The 20,210-nt window shown below is 38.3% G+C and carries 23 protein-coding genes; 3 read left to right on the forward strand and 20 right to left on the reverse strand.

Annotated elements, in window-relative coordinates:
- Positions 1-10 precede the first annotated feature (10 nt).
- Together yqiS and ACQKEV_RS09050 are read right to left on the reverse strand one after the other, a co-directional pair.
- A complete protein-coding gene (gene yqiS / locus ACQKEV_RS09045) occupies positions 11-916 on the reverse strand; it encodes a phosphate butyryltransferase (RefSeq protein ID WP_427446243.1) in 906 nt (301 codons plus the stop codon).
- 135 nt (positions 917-1,051) lie between these two features.
- Entirely contained in the window at positions 1,052-3,103 is a 2,052-nt protein-coding gene (locus ACQKEV_RS09050) for a sigma 54-interacting transcriptional regulator (protein ID WP_427445804.1), read from the reverse strand.
- Positions 3,104-3,451: 348 nt separating this feature from the next.
- Here ACQKEV_RS09050 and ACQKEV_RS09055 point away from each other — a divergent pair, with 348 nt between their 5' ends.
- The gene (locus ACQKEV_RS09055) at positions 3,452-3,706 is read left to right on the forward strand and encodes a DUF2627 domain-containing protein (protein ID WP_427445803.1); all 255 of its coding nucleotides are present in this window, start codon (positions 3,452-3,454) and stop codon (positions 3,704-3,706) included.
- 53 nt (positions 3,707-3,759) lie between these two features.
- Here ACQKEV_RS09055 and ACQKEV_RS09060 read toward each other — a convergent pair whose 3' ends face one another.
- Positions 3,760-4,485: a glycerophosphodiester phosphodiesterase gene (locus ACQKEV_RS09060; protein ID WP_427445802.1), complete on the reverse strand. Its 726-nt coding sequence runs from the start codon at positions 4,483-4,485 to the stop codon at positions 3,760-3,762.
- A 594-nt stretch (positions 4,486-5,079) separates the two neighbouring features.
- Here ACQKEV_RS09060 and ACQKEV_RS09065 point away from each other — a divergent pair.
- Positions 5,080-5,547: a hypothetical protein gene (locus tag ACQKEV_RS09065; protein WP_427457845.1), complete on the forward strand. Its 468-nt coding sequence runs from the start codon at positions 5,080-5,082 to the stop codon at positions 5,545-5,547.
- Positions 5,548-5,623: 76 nt separating this feature from the next.
- Here ACQKEV_RS09065 and ACQKEV_RS09070 read toward each other — a convergent pair whose 3' ends face one another.
- The 3 genes from ACQKEV_RS09070 to ACQKEV_RS09080 are packed head-to-tail and all read right to left on the reverse strand — an operon-like array spanning position 5,624 to position 7,861.
- On the reverse strand, positions 5,624-6,385 hold the full coding sequence (locus ACQKEV_RS09070; protein ID WP_427445799.1) for an N-acetylmuramoyl-L-alanine amidase family protein: 762 nt from the start codon (positions 6,383-6,385) through the stop codon (positions 5,624-5,626).
- On the reverse strand, positions 6,382-6,828 hold the full coding sequence (locus ACQKEV_RS09075; protein WP_427445798.1) for a phage holin family protein: 447 nt from the start codon (positions 6,826-6,828) through the stop codon (positions 6,382-6,384). Before ACQKEV_RS09075 ends, ACQKEV_RS09070 begins: the two co-directional genes overlap by 4 nt.
- Positions 6,829-6,874: 46 nt before the next feature.
- Positions 6,875-7,861 (reverse strand): tyrosine-type recombinase/integrase, encoded by a 987-nt coding sequence (locus ACQKEV_RS09080; protein WP_427445796.1) that lies wholly within the window; start codon positions 7,859-7,861, stop codon positions 6,875-6,877.
- 113 nt (positions 7,862-7,974) lie between these two features.
- On the opposite strand from ACQKEV_RS09080, the gene ACQKEV_RS09085 reads away from it, so the two are divergent.
- Positions 7,975-8,133 carry a hypothetical protein gene (locus ACQKEV_RS09085; protein ID WP_427445794.1) on the forward strand — a complete coding sequence of 53 codons (159 nt, stop codon included), beginning with the start codon at positions 7,975-7,977 and terminating at the stop codon, positions 8,131-8,133.
- 56 nt (positions 8,134-8,189) lie between these two features.
- Here ACQKEV_RS09085 and ACQKEV_RS09090 read toward each other — a convergent pair whose 3' ends face one another.
- The 14 genes from ACQKEV_RS09090 to ACQKEV_RS09155 form a co-directional block, all read right to left on the reverse strand.
- Positions 8,190-9,479 carry an O-antigen polymerase gene (locus ACQKEV_RS09090; RefSeq protein WP_427457848.1) on the reverse strand — a complete coding sequence of 430 codons (1,290 nt, stop codon included), beginning with the start codon at positions 9,477-9,479 and terminating at the stop codon, positions 8,190-8,192.
- 81 nt (positions 9,480-9,560) lie between these two features.
- Positions 9,561-12,092 (reverse strand): right-handed parallel beta-helix repeat-containing protein, encoded by a 2,532-nt coding sequence (locus ACQKEV_RS09095; RefSeq protein ID WP_427445790.1) that lies wholly within the window; start codon positions 12,090-12,092, stop codon positions 9,561-9,563.
- A gap of 78 nt (positions 12,093-12,170) precedes the next feature.
- Positions 12,171-12,326: a hypothetical protein gene (locus ACQKEV_RS09100; RefSeq protein ID WP_427445789.1), complete on the reverse strand. Its 156-nt coding sequence runs from the start codon at positions 12,324-12,326 to the stop codon at positions 12,171-12,173.
- A gap of 18 nt (positions 12,327-12,344) precedes the next feature.
- The gene (locus ACQKEV_RS09105) at positions 12,345-12,659 is read right to left on the reverse strand and encodes a hypothetical protein (RefSeq protein WP_427445788.1); all 315 of its coding nucleotides are present in this window, start codon (positions 12,657-12,659) and stop codon (positions 12,345-12,347) included.
- Positions 12,656-13,462 carry a phage tail protein gene (locus tag ACQKEV_RS09110; protein ID WP_427445786.1) on the reverse strand — a complete coding sequence of 269 codons (807 nt, stop codon included), beginning with the start codon at positions 13,460-13,462 and terminating at the stop codon, positions 12,656-12,658. The genes ACQKEV_RS09105 and ACQKEV_RS09110 overlap by 4 nt, the downstream gene beginning before the upstream one ends.
- Before the next feature lie 14 nt (positions 13,463-13,476).
- On the reverse strand, positions 13,477-14,061 hold the full coding sequence (locus ACQKEV_RS09115) for a putative phage tail protein (protein WP_427445785.1): 585 nt from the start codon (positions 14,059-14,061) through the stop codon (positions 13,477-13,479).
- Positions 14,058-15,128: a baseplate J/gp47 family protein gene (locus ACQKEV_RS09120; protein ID WP_427445784.1), complete on the reverse strand. Its 1,071-nt coding sequence runs from the start codon at positions 15,126-15,128 to the stop codon at positions 14,058-14,060. Before ACQKEV_RS09120 ends, ACQKEV_RS09115 begins: the two co-directional genes overlap by 4 nt.
- Positions 15,125-15,538, reverse strand: a complete 414-nt coding sequence (locus ACQKEV_RS09125) for a DUF2634 domain-containing protein (protein WP_427445783.1) — start codon at positions 15,536-15,538, stop codon at positions 15,125-15,127. The genes ACQKEV_RS09120 and ACQKEV_RS09125 overlap by 4 nt, the downstream gene beginning before the upstream one ends.
- On the reverse strand, positions 15,538-15,912 hold the full coding sequence (locus ACQKEV_RS09130; protein ID WP_427445781.1) for a DUF2577 family protein: 375 nt from the start codon (positions 15,910-15,912) through the stop codon (positions 15,538-15,540). The genes ACQKEV_RS09125 and ACQKEV_RS09130 overlap by 1 nt, the downstream gene beginning before the upstream one ends.
- Positions 15,899-16,897 carry an XkdQ/YqbQ family protein gene (locus tag ACQKEV_RS09135; protein ID WP_427445780.1) on the reverse strand — a complete coding sequence of 333 codons (999 nt, stop codon included), beginning with the start codon at positions 16,895-16,897 and terminating at the stop codon, positions 15,899-15,901. Before ACQKEV_RS09135 ends, ACQKEV_RS09130 begins: the two co-directional genes overlap by 14 nt.
- Positions 16,894-17,550: a LysM peptidoglycan-binding domain-containing protein gene (locus ACQKEV_RS09140; RefSeq protein WP_427445779.1), complete on the reverse strand. Its 657-nt coding sequence runs from the start codon at positions 17,548-17,550 to the stop codon at positions 16,894-16,896. Before ACQKEV_RS09140 ends, ACQKEV_RS09135 begins: the two co-directional genes overlap by 4 nt.
- Positions 17,547-19,166, reverse strand: coding sequence for a hypothetical protein (locus tag ACQKEV_RS09145; RefSeq protein WP_427445778.1), 1,620 nt, complete (start codon positions 19,164-19,166; stop codon positions 17,547-17,549). The genes ACQKEV_RS09140 and ACQKEV_RS09145 overlap by 4 nt, the downstream gene beginning before the upstream one ends.
- A 154-nt stretch (positions 19,167-19,320) precedes the next feature.
- Entirely contained in the window at positions 19,321-19,719 is a 399-nt protein-coding gene (locus ACQKEV_RS09150; protein WP_427445777.1) for a phage tail assembly chaperone, read from the reverse strand.
- A 66-nt stretch (positions 19,720-19,785) separates the two neighbouring features.
- Positions 19,786-20,208, reverse strand: coding sequence for a phage tail tube protein (locus ACQKEV_RS09155; protein WP_427445776.1), 423 nt, complete (start codon positions 20,206-20,208; stop codon positions 19,786-19,788).
- Positions 20,209-20,210: the final 2 nt, after the last annotated feature.

The following is a 20,210-nucleotide window of genomic DNA, read 5'->3' on the forward strand; positions in this document are numbered from 1 at the left end:
TGGTCGTACATTAATTCTTAGATGTACAAATTGCTAGTGCTAAAGAGTTTAATTTACTCTCTGCACTGTCAGACCGAGAAGTCAGGACAATCGGAGCTTTTGCTCCTACTATCACTGCGCCAACTTTTGCACGGGCAAAATAGACAAGTGATTTGTATAAAATATTGCCAGACTCAATATTCGGTACAAGCAAAATATCCGCTTGTCCAGCGTGAGGACCTTTCAAACCTTTGTGATGAGCTGCCTCAACTGAAATTGCATTATCCAGAGCAACAGGTCCATCAATCACGCAGCCATTGATTTGTCCTCTTATATTCATCGCTACTAAAGCGGCTGCATCCAGAGTCGGTTGCATAGATGGGTTTACTGTCTCTACAGCTGCAAGTGGGGCAACGACTGGCGTTTCGACACCTACTGCGTGAGCTACTTTAACAGTATTTTGCACAATTTGTGCTTTTTGCTGTAAATCAGGTGCTATGTTCATAGCAGCATCCGTTACGAAAATTAAACGATCAAAACCATTTATTTCAAAAGCTGCAACATGTGAAAGTACACTTCCAGTTCTGAGTCCAAAGTCTGGATTCAACACCGCTTTAAGGATAAGAGCTGTTGGAATATGACCTTTCATCAATACATTCGCTTCATTCAAATGGACAGCTTTGACTGCCGCAATCGCTGCTTGTTGATCATCTTTTACATGTTGTGTGTAAATTTTCGGATGATGCAACAAGTGGGGATAGTGTATGACCATCATTTCTTTTAATTTGTGTTCATCATCATATAGACGGAAACTCGCCATATCTTGTTCAATGGCCAAGTTAACTGCTTCAAGTACTTCCAAGCTAGCAGCAGATGCAACAGCAACTACATTATCGTCGGAAGAAGAAGCTTGTCGGATTAAATCATTTAGATTCAATGGAATCACCTCAACATTCATAATTTAAGCATAAAAAGTACCCTGATAACAATCGTGAAAACGCTTTATTTGGCAAGAATTCGTCATTTTAGGTATGCAAATGATTGCAAACCATGCAATTTATTGCACACAATACTATTCAAGCCCATATTTTTCTAATTTATAGTATAAAGTTCGAAGCGAGATACTTAAATGTTTGGCAGTTTTTGATTTGTTCCCTTTTGCCATTTCCAGTGAAGAAGAAAGAATTTCTTTTTCCATACGTTCCATTTGGTCAGCAAGAGGCAGAATTTCCTGCGCTGGTTTGCTAGAGTCAGGTTCCTGATGTTTCAACATGGACAACGGCAAGTGATGATCATCCAAAATGGATTCAGTAGGCTTCATGAAAATCATCCCCCTGCTGATGATATTCTCCAGTTCGCGTACATTTCCCGGCCAAGAGTAAACAATCAGTCTTTGCATGGCTACCTCAGATATACCTTCCACATTTCGACCATACTCCTGGTTAAGCTTCACCAATAAACGTTCAGCAATCGCTGGAATATCCTGTTTGTGATTTCTTAATGGAGGAATTTGTATCGGCATTCGATTTAATCGATAATATAAATCTTCCCTGAACTTGCCTTCAAGCATCGCTTTTTCCATATGTATATTGGTTGCTGCGATTACTCTTACATCAATATGAATTGATTTCGTCCCACCAACGCGAACAATTTCATTTTCTTGCAATACGCGAAGTAATTTCGCTTGCGTATTACTTGAAAGTTCACCGATTTCGTCCAAAAAGATACTGCCATGATTGGCTTCTTCAAAAAGTCCTCTTTTGCCACCTTGTTTTGCTCCGGCAAAAGCTCCTTCTTCATAACCAAACAATTCACTCTCAAGCAAATGTTCGGCAATAGCCGCGCAATTTACACGAATGAACTTATTGTATTTCCGATCACTCGAACTGTGAATCGCATGGGCAAAAAGTTCTTTTCCAGTTCCCGATTCTCCCCGTAAAAGGACGGTAACTGGTGTTTTGGCTGCCAATTTAGCTTGTTCAATCGAAATTCGCATTTCATGTGAATCACCAATGATATCATCAAAAGTATACTTCGATTCCAAAGTTCGAATTATGCTTCGTGCGCGGTCCAGTTCTTTCATCAATGAACTGATTTCCGTCATATCGTGAATGACGCCTACACTACCTTTCAATCGGTTGTTAACGATAATCGGCGCAACATTTACAATGACTTCTCTTTTTAAAGGACCAACTCGCATATTGACTCCGCGTATGGGCTTACGTGTCTGCAATACTTTTAAATGCATACTCTCCCCTTCGCTAATATCTGCAGTGGCTGGTTTTCCAATAATATCGTCCGTTTGCAAACCTGTTATTCTTGTATAGGCTGGATTAATTAAAAGACCTTTACCTTCTTCATCCACAACGGAAATGGCATCGTCACTGGACTGAATAATTGCTTGAAGCATGGTCTGAATCTCTTTTAAATTGGTTATTTCTCCTGCTAAATTTACGACTTCCGTAATGTCTTTGAATACTGAAAATGCACCAATACGTTCGCCTTTTTCATCTATGACAGGAAATCTGGAAGTGACAATTTTCGTGCCATTGCTTAGCATTAATTCACGATTGACTTCCGTTCGACCCGTCTCAAAAATTCGGGGTAATTCACTAGAAGGAATCACTTCATAAATGGGTTTACCCAATGCTCGCTCCATCGAAATATCCGTCATGCGTTCAGCACTTTTGTTGAAGAAATTGACGTATCCTCGAGCATCAATACCGATCATGCCTTCTTCAATCGAATTGAAAATTAATTGTTGCTTATGGGTTTCCTCTCGGATTGTTTGAATGAAATGATCTTTCTCACGCAACAAACGGATCAACATATTCGCAACTGCACCAGGTATTAACACGGTACGGGCTGGGCGTGCCTTCAAAAGCTCTTCGAAAACCTCTGGCTGGCCTGTCAAATCAAATATCATATGTAACTCTTCTGTTAAAAACGGCTTCCACTCCGCACTTGCCGGAATGTTATTCTCCTTGGCAATCTGAATGGCCGGTGCTTGTTCGTTAATATCTACTACTCGCTTAACACAAAAAAATTCAGCTGATAGTAACAACTTTAAAATGGCAGTACCACCAACACCGCCACCAATTATTAAAACATTTTGCAAAGACATTCAAATCCCTCTTTCATCCTGTGCAATCTATTGCAAAACTTTCTTTTATCATACCTTACCGACAAGTTCTATGCAACGAATTCGCGGCTAGTAAAATGGAACGAAAATTTGTTTTCATGTTAAACTAGAATAGATTAAAATTTTTTCGGTTTTGATTAATAACGTTATCCTCTATCGTATAATTGCTTAGCCTTACAGTCCGAATGGTCCCGCAAATTATGAAAACACATCATTGTGGTTTCATAATTTGCGCTCATTTGGCATGGTAGGTGCACTATACTCGATATTAATTATCACAAGCCTTCATTATCATTACCGTTTAAATACAGCAGCAGGAGATGAATACTATTGGTACGAATGTTAGCCTTTCTTGTATTATTGATTCCCGGATTGATGGCGGCCGGTGGTATTAAACTTATACGTGATACTATTTTCGGAAAATTAATTGGTCCCATCCCATTTCTATGGTTACAATTACTAATCGGGATTGCTTTATTAGTTATTGGTTTTGGGTTTTTTGCAGGTTTCTTATTGCATAGAGATCGAAAAAATGGCAAAGTGCAAGCAAAATTCGCTAAAGAAAAACCAAAAAAACAGCCTTGATGACAGTCACTCAAACGTTAAAAATTTCATAAAAAAAGGAATCCCGAGTTCGCTCAGGATTCCTTTTTTAATTGTTTCATTAATACTTTATCCGGGAAGTCCGTAATCCAACCTAATACTACCGGGTGCGGATCAACTAAATATTTTTCATTCCCATCAATTCCGTAAAAACGTAAAGGCATGTTCGATTTAAACGCCAAATCGAGTTTTTTCTGATTGTAATGTCTTTTATGCATATGGAGTGCATCAGCTGCAGTCAATCGACCAAGTTCTTCCCAATTTGTTTTTTTCGTGCCGATATATGCCGTCTGCAACATCGGATTACATTTTTTAATTCGTTCTAGCAACTCATAATGAAACGAAGAAAAATGAATGTTCAAATGACTGTACGACCGTTTAAACAGAAGATCAATTTGTTCTGGAGCATTCAAAAATGTTTCTTTTAACTCAACATTAAGAGCGAGTTCGTTTTTTGCAGCAAACCCCAATACTTCTTCGAAAGTCTGAATAGAATCCCCATTCACCAACCGCCAAAAAGAGGTGCCTAATCTTAATTTCTTTACTTCTTCATAATACATTGACGAAACATTTTTTCGGATTTTTGCTAACCGCCAAAAGTCAGAATCATGAGTAACAATGGGTACTAAATCTTTTGTTAACTGTAAATCAATTTCTAACCCATCTGCTCCCAGTTCAATCGCTTTTGTAAAAGCGGCAGATGAATTTTCAAGTGCATATGCAGATGCACCTCGATGTGCATATATCGGAACTCTCATCATCTATCGTCAACACCTTGTCTATATGTATAGTTTTTACTTACCCTCTCTTCCCTAATATATGCATCTTTTTCCATAGAACAGGGGGAAAAAAACACAGATGCCAAAAAATCGACATCTGTGCTTTAATATTAACTAGCCATATTTTCCAATCGAATTTTATCGGCAATCATTGCAATGAACTCCGAGTTAACATTGACAATAAATCAATGTTTCGAATTGAAAGGCTGATAGGCTTGTAATTGTTAAATTGTTTGTTGGGTATGAAGCAATCTTTATTTACTGTTTTTAGCTCGTTTTATTTATAGATGATATTACCTTACCTATAATGAAGTGTCAATGTATTCCAATATGATTCCACTAATCAACTAAAAAATTAACTAAAAAAATAGAGCTACAACATACAGTCATAACTCTATTTTCATATTCACTTGATGTATTTAAAGGATTTTACATACATTTGATTATTATTTTTTAAGGTGGGCTATTAGTAAGCACCACGTTCATTTAGCTATTAAGTTAAAGTATTTCGAAACTTTTCACAAATTGATTCGTACTTGTCTTATAATAAGAAAAAACTGGATGGAGTGGAATGTTTTGAAGGAGTCAAAATTCAAAGAAATTATGATTGATAAAAAGGCAGCATTAGTTACTTTAATGCTTGTTCTCTTTGGAATTTTTATTGCATTCATGAGTATTGAGGGACAGACTGAAGAAAAATTAAATGGTTTTAAACATGAATCAGTTCAGTTTGAAGACTTTACCTTTGAATTAATGGGATCAAACTATGCAGATAATCAATACACCTTTCATTTTGAAATTGTAAATACTAGTAGTTCTAGCATCAATCCAAGTAAGACTTTTTTCAAAATCAAAAATGATAGTCTGGTATATTCCTCAGAACTAGCTAATATTGAATTTGGCGACTTAAATCCTGGTATGACTACATCTGGAAAAGTGGTTTTTAAAATGAATAAAGAAGACCTTGAAAAAGGTTCCCCCATAATGCAAATTGAGTACGGTTACATCTTCGACGAAACCATAGAGATTGAGCTAAAACAGTAAACCCTTCCATTATAGTGGTTGGGTTTTTCTTTTGGTTAAACAAAAAAAGACCACCCATTAAAGAGTGATCCATCCATCATTTATTCGCTAATTGCTTTTCCAACGCTTCCACTTTTTGAGCCAATCCAACAATAACACTAAATAAATACAAGCGATTAACCTCACCTAATGGATCGTTACCATCCGTTAATTTGAGTCGTTTAGCTTCATCAATCAATGCTTGTTGTCCTGTAGATAGTTTTTGTTCTGACACAGCTTTCACCTCGGTTTTTAGTTTCAAATCCAAATATTCCGCAATTCCTAGAGCAATCGCTTCACCTTGAGTTTTCAATAGCTCATCATTTCTCATAGCAGCAACATCAACTCGTGAGTCCATAAAACCACCCTCTGTTAGTATTGCAGGTGCTTTGATTTCTCGGAGCATATGCAAATTAGCTGACTTGATTCCACGATCTTTTAAACCCATTGCTGACACATATTTCGGATGTACCAATTGGGCAAGTTTAAGTGATTCCGCATAGTTTGCCGTACCCTGCATCGCAAGAGTTTCGATTCCAAGACTACCTGAATTCCATTCACTGTCCTGAGCGTTATGATGAACATCAACATGAACATTCGTCCTCCAGGAGTTTGCCTGATTGCTACGTTCTTTCAGAGGAATATCGAGTTTTCCTGATGGGTCGTCTAGTCTCAGTTGAACAACGCCTTCAAATTGGGCAAGGAAAGCCATTCCAGCACGTACTACTTTATCATTGAACGTCCATTCCTTTTGACCGTCAGGAGTTTGCTTTCCTGGTGTAGTAAGTCCATGTCCAGCTGACCATGTAACTTTTTTCATTTTTTCTCACCTTCTTTAAGCTGCTCGTCCACTTTTGTTCCGATTAACTCTTCTCCGATTTGTTTTGGTAGGCTAGGAGTATCGGACTTTCTTGCTTCAATGACTTTTAGTTTTTCAACTAAGTTTGAGGGTACAAGCACTCCTAATTGAGCCAAATTCTCTGTAATTGAAAGACCTTCATTAGCAATGTAAAAAATAACGGTTGCATATGTTATTGCTCCACCCATACCTAAAATTTGATCCATCACATTGGCAAGGATAATGACACCAAATATTAACAACTTACGTGCGTATCCAAACAAACTTTTTCTACTCCACAAATTTCCCTTTTTTATTGCTTTAGCTATTCCTGTTATGATGTCGACTAACATCAATAAAACTAGTAAATGTAAAAACTTTACACCACCGAATAGAAAAAATCCTACTATTTCTATGTGTTCCAATTTATTTCCTCCTTATAAATAAAAAAGAACGCCCTTTGTGGACGCTCTAAGCATATCTTTTATGAGCTTGTTGCTTACGTTCTTCCGATACCTGAGCGTAAACTTGAGTTGTTCCTATGTTCTCATGTCCGAGGATGTTCTGAACTTCTTCAAGACTCGCTCCGTTGTCTAACATGTTTTGTGCTAGTGTATGGCGCATAATGTGTGGCGTCAATTTCTTCTTCAAGTTTGCTCGTTGTTCAATTTTATCGATTTCATCTTGTATCGTGTGATTTTTCATACGACGATAAGGCTTTCGCTGTGTAACAAAAACAGCATCACAATCATCATCTCTGGATTTAAGGTAGTTTTTCAAATGATACAGGGCTGTCCATGTCAAATAGACAACTCGCTCTTTATTACCTTTACCGATGACAGTGGTGCTCATATCTTGGATGTTAATACGGTCTCTATCCATACTAGCCAATTCAGATAGGCGACACCCAGTAGAGTAAAATACCTCAATAAGTGCTCGTTCACGCTTAGTTTCACAAATTTCTCGAACAAATGCCAACTCTTCCACAGACAATCCTTTAGGCAATCGTTTTTTCTTTTTCGGAGTCTTTATTTTAGCGGTAGGATCTCTCAGTAACATTTCCTCCCGTACCATCCAGCCGAAAAAGCTTTTCAATACGGTCAACTTCTTACCAATTGTGGATGTTTGAACATTTTTCAGGGAAGCCAAATAATTCCGTATATCTGGTGTTTGTATTTGAACTACAGCTTTATTATTTTGCTTAATGAACAAATCCAACTCCATCTTATAATCTTTAAGAGTATTTTCCGATAATCCTTCAAGTCGTTTGGATGATAAAAACAAATTCAGCTTGTCCTGCATATCATTCTCTAAATCTTGCGATGCACGATGTTCAATATGGTAGCGATAAAGAACTTCTTCCAATCTTAGGGCGAGAGTGTCTTGTAATATCTCTGGGCTAAGTGTTGTCACAATGGTTTGTAAATCACTTTGTAATCGACTTGCATCGTTATTCACTACTAATCTCTCCTTTTGTTGTATATATTTTATATAATGTATATACTATAAATTCTTCCATTGTATATGTCAAATATAAAGTATATACTGTATATAAATAAGGAGGTTTTGCAATGAGCGAAAAAAATGAAATCACAAAAATTCTTGTGGGCTTCCCAGAGGATATATTGAATGAAATCGAAACTTATCGATTTGAAAATCGAATCCCTAATCGCACGCAAGCTATACTTGAATTGATTAAACAGGGATTAAAAAAAGAGCCTACTGAGTAATTTCAGTGGCTCTTTTTTATCGCTTAATTACTACTTTCTTTCCCAACAGTATCATCCTACTGTGATAATAACGGTTTTTCGTTTTTTTGGATTAATAAAATTAAGGTAATTAAAACTGGAACAATAATTATCATTGAGTTAAACAATGAGTACCCATTCATATTAATACACAATAGAGTGCTAATTGCGTAGACTGAGATATGCTTTTGACTGATTTTATTTAGCAACCTCAAAATAAACCCCTGCATAAAACCAACTATTAGTATTCCTATCCATCCGAAATTCAATATAGACTCGACTGTAACTCCAAATACATATCCCCAAGAAAGCTGGCTAACGTCTATCGCCCCTGAATCAATACTCAATAAGGGCGCGACGTGTATCGTGAACCATCCTTCTGTAGAAAACCCCTTAAAAGGTGCTAGTGCCCTTGGTACGAAGGCGAAAAGTGTATATACATAACCAGAACCAAAATAAGGTAAGAAATTACTTGAAATAAAACTTGTATTTTCCAATGCCATCCAAAGTGTCCAATTTCGATCAAAGTCTCCACCAATTATTTTACCAATTGTCTTAAAAAATGAAGATTCTCCGCTAAGCATGTAAGAAGCTTTAAATGTAATGGCGTACCAAGCTGCAAAACTTATTGCAATGATAAAAGATGTGACAATAGGGATGAAACTCTTATTTTTGGCGTAAAGCGCAATTGCTGGTAAAAGAAAAATTAAAATTAAATCTGTTCTTTGCCCCCTAATGAAAGCAGTTGTTATTGCCATCAACGTGAAAACGATAGCCATAATAAAAATCCTTTTCCGTTTTTCTTTGATAAATTCGCCCCATAAATACAATGAAACACCTAAAGGGATTTGCAGGAAAATTACATAGGGACCAAAGCTAGCTAAAACATCCCTAGCGACCATATTGTTAGAAAAACTACTAAGTCCCATTGCTAATATTATTTTAGCGACTATAAGAAAAATAATAATTGTAATAAGGAAAGTTAATGGTTTGATTAATTGTTGTATGGGCTTGAAAACTAAAAAAACTTTTACGAATGAGTTTACCAACTTGTTCGAAGCTACGTAACCTATGCCTCCACAAGTAACTGTGAAAAGAATAATTAATAGCCCCCAAGATACTATAGACTCATCTTTTAGAGGATAATATTGAAATTCAAAATAACCCATCCTACCCAAATAGTAAGGCATTATATAAAAAATAAACGTACCAACAATATACCAATCAAACATGTTAAATGTAAGTCGTCTACTTTTTACTTTCAAATATCTAATTATGAAATATGAGATGAAAAACAGAATAAAAACAAATTCTAATAACAAATACATTAATTGCACCCCTGAGTATGAATTCTGGATTTATCATACCATGCCCACAAATTTTATGTTTATATTTGTTAAAAAACCCATTTATACTATAGAACCGCTCTTATCTCGATTCATACTTTTATAAGTTAATGTGCCATTATCAATAATTCCTCCTGTTACCCCACCATCATAACAATCATTACTCGTCAACATAATATTATTGCATCCTATATCATCAATTCTAATAGCAAACCTTGGTTTGTTCACGGTTTCACCCGAACGCACTGTATTTTGTTGGACTGTAGCATAATCAGAATTGAATAAAAAGATATTATCATATACATTATTCGTTGTCTGGCTATTTTCTAACAATTGATTGTTTGAGATACTGACATGATTACAACCTTCCAGACGAATGCCTTCCTTCAAATTATTTGTAATCCTATTTGAAGAAATATCGCAGTAATGAGAACTGCCTGACAATTGTATTCCTCTACTATTGCCTTTTGTTAGATTATTGGCAATGGTGTTTCTTTCAGCAGCAAACACATAAATACCGAAAGAAACATTATTAATGCATATGTTATTTGTTATAATATTTCTTTTTGAACCAGCAATTAATATTGCTACATCTGTATGTTCTCGACACACATTCCCGGTTACCGTATTGTTCTCCGAACCACCTGCAAAAGCAATCGCTTGTTTATTGGCAATACACACATTCCCTTGTATAGAAGAACCGAAGCTACTTGTGATACTTATCGCGGCTTCGTTTGCATGATTCTTCAGTATATTGCCAACAATCGTTACATTATTTGTGTTATAAACAGAAATCCCTCTACCTCTATTAGCTTCAAATGTATTTCCGATAATAGCTATTTGCTTACTTCTTGGATTTACTTGGATTCCATCCGCATTATTGATAAATGAATTTTCTGATATTTTTACATTTTGAACGTAATAAGAGTCACTAAAAGCTTCAAGATCAATGCCAGCAGATGGAGCAGTACCTTGTGTGTCTAAGAATTGACATCTAGTAACCACCAACCCGTCAACGGACTGTACGCTAATTCCTTGCCTGCGGTTATTTTGGAATTTTGTTTTTATAACCTGTATATTCTTAGAAGGTGTTAGCGTATTAGAGATGCCAGAATTAATAAAAATTCCGTCTCCCCAACAATCTGTAATTGATACATCGTTGATAGTAATGTTAGTTGACCCGTTAATAATAATTCCATAACCCCATTCCCCACCGTTGTCCGTATGAGTTAATCTATCACCTTTTACAGATCCACCCTCAACAGTGACATTATCTGCATCTTGTATACGGATTATTGCGTATCTTTGGGAGCTACTTGATATTGATTTTAAAGTTGCATTCTTAGACAAATAAACTCGTTTATTACTCGGTATTTTCAGACCGCCTGTCGTGGGATTATCGTTGCTGTTAGTTACCGCATTGATGAGATACGTCCCATCTGGAATAAAAATATTACTAAAAACAGAATTTAAAGCGTTTTGAATTGCCGATGTGCTATCTTGGACTCCAGTTGGGTCAGCTTGATAATCTTCTACAACGTCTATCCACATTTTTTTTTGCTTTTTCACATTATCCGCCAACTGTTGGGAAAGGTTGCTAATCGTTGTGGCGTTTTGTTTGTCGATTAATTTCCATCCCGTACCTGTTTCAAAGCGATAAGTTTCAGCTAGTCCACTCGCACCCGTTAGTACATTTACTACTGATCCATGAGTTGGATTTGGGTAGGTTGAATTACGCAATGCGATAGTGTCAACAGGAGATAAGTTAACAATCACATTATCGGCTTTCACTTGCTCTAATTCAGCCACTTTAGTATTTGCATTAGCTGTGGCTGTTTCAGTTGCTGTTTTTGCGACAAGCGTATCGTTCTTAACTTGTAGCACTTCGTTCTTAACTTGTAGCACTTCGTTCTTAACTATTTCAGTTGCTATTTTAACCGCATCTGTCGCATTCTTAACTGCTTCAGTGGTATTTTTCATAGCTAAAGTATCTGCTGTAGCTTGTTCTGTTGCTTCTTTGACTGTAAGTGTGTCAGTTTTAACAGCTTCTATTGATACTTTCAAAGATTCCATTTCATCAATCTTATTTTCACTAGCCAATAAAGCATCATTTAATTCATTTGTTGCTTGTGTAGCACCGATAGTTGCAGTTTGTGAAGCCTCAATTAAGACAGGAATTTCAAATAGTGTCTGTTCAATTAGTGTCTTCTCTTCTGTTAACGGTTCATAAGTAGCACCTGTCGGATCGAGTTGAACGTACATACTCTCACGAATAGTTGATACTCGATTTTGCTCTATGTCATACAACTGTATAACTAATTGTGTACGCCCTTCTACAGCTGTTTCTTTTCTTCCAATTTCAAATGAAATGGTTCCTGCATCAGCATCAATATTTCCGACGTTGACTATGGTTTTTCCATCTCTACGTGTACATGCTAAAGTTGCTGTTGATACATTTGTTAGTGGAAAAGCATTGCCATCCTTCTGAACCGTGTAGACAAATGTTATATCATCATTCATCATTACTACTGGCTCAGGTTGCCAATCCAATAAGCTAATATCTGCTGTTCGTTCAATAATATTTTCTAATGGCATTTGCACACCTCTTTCTCAAAAATAAAAAGAACGCCCACAATGAGCGCTCAATTTTTGGGCATAAAAAATAACGCTAGCCTAAGCTGCGTTTAATAGGTCAACTAATTCGGTATATTCAGCTTGAGTGATACGATTGCCTAATAAAAAGATGTCGAGTTTTTGCTGCATATCCTCTTTAGATACATACGATTTTCGCTCAATCTGTGATTTACATGCTCTGTATGTTAGATTCATTTTTATTCCTCCTCAATTTTATAAGCCTAGTTCGATCATGGTTACTCGGAAATCCACGTCCACGATGTAGTCAGAGAGTTGTTCTGTTGGTGATGGTGGTTTAGGTGGTTGCGGTTCGACAACTGGTGGCGCTTTCTTGACAACTTCGACACGGTTATCTGTTCTTTTTAACTCTACATTTTCAAGGTTAGTTTCTATGGTGTCGTAATCTGATTTCACACCTTTGAAATTCCCATAAACATTTAATGCAAGTTCTTGATCCAGAGTTCTCCCCTGCGATATATTCCCAACGATTGCAAGTGTATGCTTGTTATAAATTAATTTTTGCGTCATTTGGTGATCGCCTCCAATTCAAAAGTTTCGGAAAAAGCAACCGGGTTAGCGTTGAGGTTTTTTAGTGTAATTTCTATTTGATTGGTGGTCGGGTTGTAAATTAAACTATCCAATGAAATGCCTGCATGTATTTGACTTCCCCCACTTATCAGTGCTACATTCCCTGCGGAGTTTGTCAAATACGAAATTGTTGTTGTATTATCTTCACCCACGGCAATGCGTTGCGCATATACACGGTTAGCAAGTGCTGCAGCTTTATTCGCTTGAAAGGACATTGTAACCTGGTAGTAGTCAGCGTATAAATTAACTTTAAAATCCACCATTTCACCAGGTAAGGTAATCTTTCGCACATAACTTCCATTGGCAGGTATAGATACTGAATTAAAGATTATTTTTTCGAAATAAGAATTCACACCCGCACTCGGCAAAGCGCTTTGTGGTATTTTCCCAGTACCATCAAGCCCCGCAACTCCGTTAGGCTGATTGATTGATGATTTTAAAACCCGGCTATCGGCATTGTCATTTGCTGTTTTCACTGCCTTGGGTGTTGCGGCTTCTGTTTCTGATGTGCTATTCACAGCGTTATTTAGCTTTGTAATACCTTTGACAGTCAAAGAAGCATCGGGTATTTCTTGTACATTTAACTGATTTGCATGCACTTTTCCATCTGAACCAAGAGTAGCCAGACCATTATTTGCTCCTGCCTTATTGTCCACTGCTTCTGCGAGTGCGTTCATATGGGTTACAACGTCATTCGTCAAGTTTCCCGAAATTGTTGGCAACCCTAATTTTGTTGTAGGCACATCTTAACCTCCTTTTAAAACTCAGTAGTTTTCAAATCTTCATATGTCAATCCTGTTGCTTTTAGTTGGTCGTAAGTCATTCCGTTGACTTTCATGACGTTATATGTGACATATGTGTATTCAAGTCGATACGTCAAATGAGCAGGAATAACTTCACGTAAGGTTTTCTCGAAATCACTCATGTTTGGCGGTATTCCAAGCGTTCCGACAAACCTGATAACAACTGTGTAGTTCGGATTATCTTCACTTACTTCCACTTCACTTGCAGCATAGGATTGAGCCACATTTTTAATTAGCTCTTTCGTAGTTGTTCCTGCACCACGGAGTTTTGAAATCACAACAGACCTACGCTCCTCTAAAGGTTTTGTTTGCTTTGAAGTGATGCCAAGATCATATTCATAGGCTTTCAAACCCCATGTTGCGCTCTGTGCGTTGAATTGATTCAGAGCATCATTGATTCGAGCGTTTAGTAGCTCTAGCTCAACAGCTTCTGTCTCAATAATTGCCACCGATTCCCGATATTCTTCATACTCTTTTGGCATGTAATCAAACATAGAACGCTCAATATCACGTTCAAGATTCGTCCCTAATGGCTTCACGTGAAGTTCACCGTCCCGATGACACCAACTTGATCATTTGTTGGAGTAATGTTGGCTGTTGCTCCGTTTAATAGTAAATTGGAATAGTCAACGATATCTGGAATTTCTAGAAGGACACTTGCAATTCTCGTGTATCGAATCAGTTCACCAGTGAAGGCAATGGATTGAAGGTATGAAACCAATCCCTCGTTAAACAAAGGAAGAACCTCTTCAACCGTTGAGCTATCTGTCAGAGTAAGCGTTGCGCTAACATTGATTGGCAATTCGGTTGCTCCAACAATTGTGACATCTGCACCGATTGGGCGAACGCTTTCAATGTATGCTGTTGCGTCAGATATCACAGCAGCATCTGGAGCAGTCTTTGCATCGTCAAGCAATACTAGTTTCACGGTTCCTGCACCATTCCAAATCGGATAGACTTTTACGTCCCCAACACCTGGAATTTCTTTTGCCCACTGTTCATATTGATATACGTTCCCACTAGTGGCTGGTCTGCGTACTTTTTCATAGTAGCGATTCAGTAATGGTTGATTATCTTCTCGGTCTGTTCCACCAATAAATTCAACGGGGTTAGTCACCGATGAAACCCCCGTCAAATCTCCAAGCACCACAACAGCACTGTTCGGATGAACATTTCCATTTGCTCCACCAATTTCAGCAATAGCAGGAACTGTGACGGTTCCGTTTGAGAGAACACCTTCAGCTGTCGTCAAGAAATAAATAGCTGTTACTTCATCTGTTCTAACTCTTGTCCCATTAGGAATCAAGGTTCCATCTTCTCCAGTGAACGTTAATTGCCCTATTGCTTGAATCGAAGGTTTCCGAGTGATTCCTTGTGTGCTCACTTTCAAGTCCACAAAGTCATCGGGAGTATCTGCTGTGACGTTTAACCCGAGGGCAATAGTGTCATCAAGTGCTACATAAGCCTGTGTAATTTCAAAAGATGCTGGACTGAGTGCGTCATGAATCACAGAACCCTGTCTTTTGTCGATATCATCGCTAATTCTCTCTTTCATCCGTTCCAAAATCGAATCTTCTGTTTCATTTGTGTATAGTCGTTCTATCATACTGTCACCTCACTTTCTACTGTCTGACCTGTTGTCAGAGTCACGGAGAACTGGATGAAAACCTTGTCCCCTATATAAGTGACGACAAAATTATTCACACTTGCAATTCGGTCATCATAAATGAGCGTTTCAGTAACTACCCGAGGGATTTCTTCTTCCAGCAACTCTCGTGTGATGTTGGCTCCAATCAAATTCTCCAGTTCTGAGCCGTATTCATCGTTGTAAATTAAAAAACGATTACGGACAGTCCGAATCGCTTTTGAAATAAACTGTTTAATGGCTTCCTCTCCGTCAATATTTCCACCGATACGACCATTCAAAAGAGCATACGTCTTTGAAGGTTCAATCGTTGGTGTTATGTCAAGAAATTCAGTCTCCACTGTTGCTAGTGCTTCAGGGATAATAGCCATTAGTCCACCACCTTATCAAGTACATAATATTTTTGTGCGTCATTTGCTTCAGCGACCATCACAGAATCACCTGGGCTGATATAGTCGTTAGAAAAAGTCAAGGTTAGCGTGTCTCCATTGAAAATACCGCTGATTGAATCATGTGTCGACTGACCATTAATTTTGACAACACGCTCATGAGGAAGAAAAGATTGAGGGACAAATAGTGACTCATGATCAATCACGAATGGATCACCAGGAATCTGAATAGAGAAAGGAATCACTGACACAACTGTTGCGATATGGTATCGTGTGTCCACGTTATGCCCCTGTTCCTTCATCAATTGCAAAACCCTTGCAGCCCCGTTTCCTTCTAGTCGATTATTGTTTGTCATCGATACCCAACTCCTCATCACTGATTTCAATGGTCGGCATTTCAAGCGACTTACTGATTTCCAGTTGCATAGTGTGACCACTAGATGCGTAAGTATGGCTGTCAGAAGTCACATAATATCCACCAGCAAGACCCGTCATAGGTTCACGTATGTAAACTCCACATCCTGTGACGACACCGTTGATTCCTATCGCTGAAACATCTGCTTGGTCATTGATTACAGCCATTTCTTTTAAGAGCGTTTCAGCTCTCTGTTTGACCTGTGAAGATGTGGATTTTTCGTCCATTTCCTCATAATGTTGCATGATTCCGTAAAGTTTTTGAGTGTTTGCTGACTTAACGGTATGTGTGAATTTATTATCTTTCCCACCTGTTACCTGTACCTGAGTTTTCGTATCTTCAATCGATACTGAATATGAGGCAGAAATCAGGTTTGATCCAGCAGCAAGAATCCAAGGAGTCACATTGTTTTTATGTTGTTTGATGGTCAATTTTCCATTTTCACTTCCAAAAAAGAATCGCTTACCTGTCTGCTTCTTCGTTATTACCAATGCTTTGAGCATCATGTCATATAGAGAATGATTTCTCAGAATCAGCGTAGGGATAACGAATCCAGTGTCTTCAATCGTTCCAACAGGGATTCCGAAGTCGGTTGCCAACTGTTTGATAATGTCCGAAGCTTTCTTGTTTTTAAACTGTCGAGACGTGGTAGATTTCAACGTGTAATAGTTTCGGTCATAGCAAGTGACTGTCATGTCGCCTGACTCGTTAATGACCGTATTGAACACTACACCGACAAAGATTCTAACTGTCCCATCATAGAATTGGACGACCTCACTGTTATTAATAGCAAAAGCCTTGGTTCTCCCATTGATAGTGTTCTTCAATGTTAGAATCAAGGCTCTATTTGGTTTTTCGCTATGACCTTCATTTACAACAGATTCCACAAAGTCAGTAATGTCGATATCTCGTACTAAGACTCTCACGGGAACACCAGCTTCTGCCCAGGGTAGATAAGATTCGGATTCTTACCAATCACGGATTTATTTGCATTGTAGATGTCCATATTTTTAGACCCCTCACCGTAGTGAGCCTTTGCAATTGTCCAAAGGTTGTCCCCTTTTTTAACCGTGTAAGTTTTAGCCGTAGACTTCTGTTGAGAAGGTCTTTTATTTACACTCGGTTTAGTTGTAGCTCCTTTTGTTTCCACCTTTTTGACAACAGGTTCACGGTATTCCACACATGTTATACTGTAAAAGATATCACCCACATGTCCTGCACGTTCGGGTTGGATATCAAAGCTTTCAATCAGAACGGGAATGCTGACATTTGTTCCAGTAATCAGAAATCGAATACTTTTTCGTGTGTCTCTCCATGTTTCCATCTGCAACACCCATTGACGAGGGTTCATGAATCCACTGTACTCACAATATGTCGGGTTGTAGTCACGAGGAAAAAAGGAACCAAAGGTAACATCCTTCAAGTTTCTTTCTCCCGGAATTGTCACTTCACCAAGAGATGCAACCTGGATACGATTCACACCGAACGGAGAAGTTACGGTGAACTCTGATGGATTGACTGGGAGACGGAGATACAATCCTTCTCGATCTTTCAGCCAAAATTGAATAGGGTTTGTCATGCGGTTTGACCCCTTTCACCTTCAAGTAATCTCGCAAGTTGCATAGCAATCTTGTTGATATCGGATTCTTCACGGACGCTCATGTTTTGTACAGTGATATTCACGCCACTACTTCCATTTCGATAGTCCTTAGCTTGTTGAGCAGTTAGAACTTTTTCATCCTTATGCAATATTGGCTGATAGCCGTTGTAAGGTACTCTATCAAGACCAGCAGCATGTCCTTTTTTAACACCTGTATTGCCCCAATTTCTATCAAGTGCATCACTAGCACTTTTTAAAGTAGGTGCACCAACTTCATTCCATGCTTTCTTAGCATTACTGAGCGCACCGGGCAACGTGCCTTTATAAGCGTTCAGTGCCAACTTTCCAAGTGTCGAAGATTGAGCAGCAGACTCAAGTCCGTTGACAATTCCGTCAAGTAAAGATGAACCTAACTTGGCTCCAACTTCTGCGAATGCTTTGGAATTATTTAGAACACCTAACAATGTTTCCGTGACGTCCGAAGCAAATTCGATGAGATTGTCTTTTCCTCCACCGTCATACCATGCTTGTAACTTCTCAGCGATATCGGAAACGATGAAGTCAACTTTTCCAAATAATGTGGATTTACTTTGAAACTCTGGATCGTTTGCGATACTAGTGAACCAATCATATAAGTGAATCACATTGTTAGATAAGCCATTCACCATACTCTCAATGACACGACCACCCCATGTAGCGAACTTCTGTATGTCTTCACCCTCTAAACGGTCAAGCAATCCACCAAGGAACGTGCTGACAGCTTTCAGAGAAGGTTCTCCCATGTCTCGTAGCACTAATTGGAATCGCTCTTTCACCTGTGCCCACATACCTAATGCCGTACCGCCCATTTCATCAATGAGATGAGTTGTCAGTCCAATCTTGTTGAAGTAATCATCCAACTTAGTCAACTGTTGATCTAATGGAAGTTTCTTAATCTCATTCATCACAGTCCGTGGAAGTTCAAATCTTTCAACAATGGACATTGCATCACCACTAAATAACTCTCTCAGTGCGAGAACAGAACCCTCAAGACCTTGTTTCGGATCAGATGCCATCAATCGTTCGGTTAAGTTCCACATCTTTTCCAACTGTTTCACATCTTTGGATTGTGTAATGAAGGACTTACTGTTTCCATACATAGCTTGAGAATCCATGAGTGGCGAATTGATTGAGAATTTATCAATCATCTTCATATAATCAGCTGATAGTTGTTTGTCATTGAACATTGCACCAATGATGACTTCAGATTGTTGCATCTTCATAGCTTCACCAACAGTGGAATTGAATATCTTCACTGCACCATAGGCTGCACTTGCAGCAGCAGCTATCCCAAGAAATCCAGAATTTAAAGGATTGAGTGCTGAGGTTAAACGTCCTACCCCTTTTATTGCTGGGCTCATGTCATAAGCATGAAGCATCTTGCCCATCTTAGTCCCTGAAGTTGCTAATTTATCAACAGCAGTTCCAGTTTGATTCGCTTTTGTTCTCATTTTGTCTAAAGCTCGTTGATTACGTTCAACTTGTTTTTCAACATTTCGCATTGGTTGTGTAAATTTATCAACTAAGCTCATGCGCGCGACTAATTTTACTGCCATTATTTGTTCGCCTCCTTTTCTAACTCAATTTCAAAACGCTGAAATGCCAGGATTGTATTCTTTATGCGTCTTCCTTTTGCGTACAATTCATCCGGCATAACATTGTGTCTACGAAAGGCTTCAAACAGAAAGTACATTTCGCCACCCGCAGTTATTAGTTTTTTATTTCTTCGTAGCTTTCTTCTTCAGCTTCATCGTCACTAAAACCACTAGCAATCAAGATTTCCTGTTCAAGCTTTTGTTGTTCTCCTGGGAGTAATAGAGCCTTAACCACTTCCCATGCAGAGCTTGCACCAGCTTTTTCTTTTAACTGATTGTCGTTTAGGTCAGGATTAACAGTTCCTTTGGCAATGGTCAAATAGCCCAGTTTAACTTTATCCCTCTCTTTTTTACGATTGACTCCCTTGCCCACAAAATAAGTGGCTTGTTCATGAATGCTTTCAACCTCATCAGCAGAAAGTGCTCGAACCTCGAAATGAGTATCAAGTCGTGCAATATAAACTTCTTTTTTGATATTAAAATCAGCTTTCAATAATGCGTCCAATGCGTTCATTTTTTATACCTCCAGTAAATGATAAAAATAAAAAGAGCCAGTGAAATACTGACTCTTGAATGGTTATTAATCTAAATACTCATATCCGCTAAATGTGAATGGTGTTTCCTCTGTCACGATTGAACCAGCTTCATACCCCATCAGGTTTACTACATCGAATTGAACCCCTTTGATTCGAACTCGTTGTTTTCCTTCAGCTGAATCAGGATCATCCAGTTTCAATATCAGCTCCGTCACAAACATAGGTGACTTATCATCTGTAAACTGACCAATTCGTTTTGTTAATTCAGGAGTAATCTTATAACCCGTCATGGAACCACTACCTACAACCGACATCGCCTTATGCCCTACCCAACGAGTACCAGAACGAGTGATTTCCTCTTTGTTGATTTGAACGGATGCTTGAGCAGCAGTCACGTTTGTCAACCATTGCCCCTCATGATGAGCGTATCCGTAAGAACCTGAGATTGTTTTGCTTGCGTCTAACATTT

The sequence above is a fragment of the Paenisporosarcina sp. NPDC076907 genome (assembly GCF_050269735.1).
Classification (GTDB): Bacteria; Bacillota; Bacilli; order Bacillales_A; family Planococcaceae; genus Paenisporosarcina.

What these genes read in the sequence shown, in the direction of transcription:
- ACQKEV_RS09050 (WP_427445804.1), bottom strand. Translation starts at nt 3,103, where the DNA reads ATGTCTTTGCAAAATGTTTTAATAATTGGTGGCGGTGTTGGTGGTACT.
- ACQKEV_RS09060 (WP_427445802.1), bottom strand. Translation starts at nt 4,485, where the DNA reads ATGATGAGAGTTCCGATATATGCACATCGAGGTGCATCTGCATATGCA.
- ACQKEV_RS09070 (WP_427445799.1), bottom strand. Translation starts at nt 6,385, where the DNA reads ATGAAAAAAGTTACATGGTCAGCTGGACATGGACTTACTACACCAGGA.
- ACQKEV_RS09085 (WP_427445794.1), top strand. Translation starts at nt 7,975, where the DNA reads ATGAGCGAAAAAAATGAAATCACAAAAATTCTTGTGGGCTTCCCAGAG.
- ACQKEV_RS09090 (WP_427457848.1), bottom strand. Translation starts at nt 9,479, where the DNA reads ATGTATTTGTTATTAGAATTTGTTTTTATTCTGTTTTTCATCTCATAT.
- ACQKEV_RS09095 (WP_427445790.1), bottom strand. Translation starts at nt 12,092, where the DNA reads ATGCCATTAGAAAATATTATTGAACGAACAGCAGATATTAGCTTATTG.
- ACQKEV_RS09100 (WP_427445789.1), bottom strand. Translation starts at nt 12,326, where the DNA reads ATGAATCTAACATACAGAGCATGTAAATCACAGATTGAGCGAAAATCG.
- ACQKEV_RS09105 (WP_427445788.1), bottom strand. Translation starts at nt 12,659, where the DNA reads ATGACGCAAAAATTAATTTATAACAAGCATACACTTGCAATCGTTGGG.
- ACQKEV_RS09120 (WP_427445784.1), bottom strand. Translation starts at nt 15,128, where the DNA reads ATGATAGAACGACTATACACAAATGAAACAGAAGATTCGATTTTGGAA.
- ACQKEV_RS09125 (WP_427445783.1), bottom strand. Translation starts at nt 15,538, where the DNA reads ATGGCTATTATCCCTGAAGCACTAGCAACAGTGGAGACTGAATTTCTT.
- ACQKEV_RS09130 (WP_427445781.1), bottom strand. Translation starts at nt 15,912, where the DNA reads ATGACAAACAATAATCGACTAGAAGGAAACGGGGCTGCAAGGGTTTTG.
- ACQKEV_RS09140 (WP_427445779.1), bottom strand. Translation starts at nt 17,550, where the DNA reads ATGACAAACCCTATTCAATTTTGGCTGAAAGATCGAGAAGGATTGTAT.
- ACQKEV_RS09145 (WP_427445778.1), bottom strand. Translation starts at nt 19,166, where the DNA reads ATGGCAGTAAAATTAGTCGCGCGCATGAGCTTAGTTGATAAATTTACA.
- ACQKEV_RS09150 (WP_427445777.1), bottom strand. Translation starts at nt 19,719, where the DNA reads ATGAACGCATTGGACGCATTATTGAAAGCTGATTTTAATATCAAAAAA.
- ACQKEV_RS09155 (WP_427445776.1), bottom strand. Translation starts at nt 20,208, where the DNA reads ATGTTAGACGCAAGCAAAACAATCTCAGGTTCTTACGGATACGCTCAT.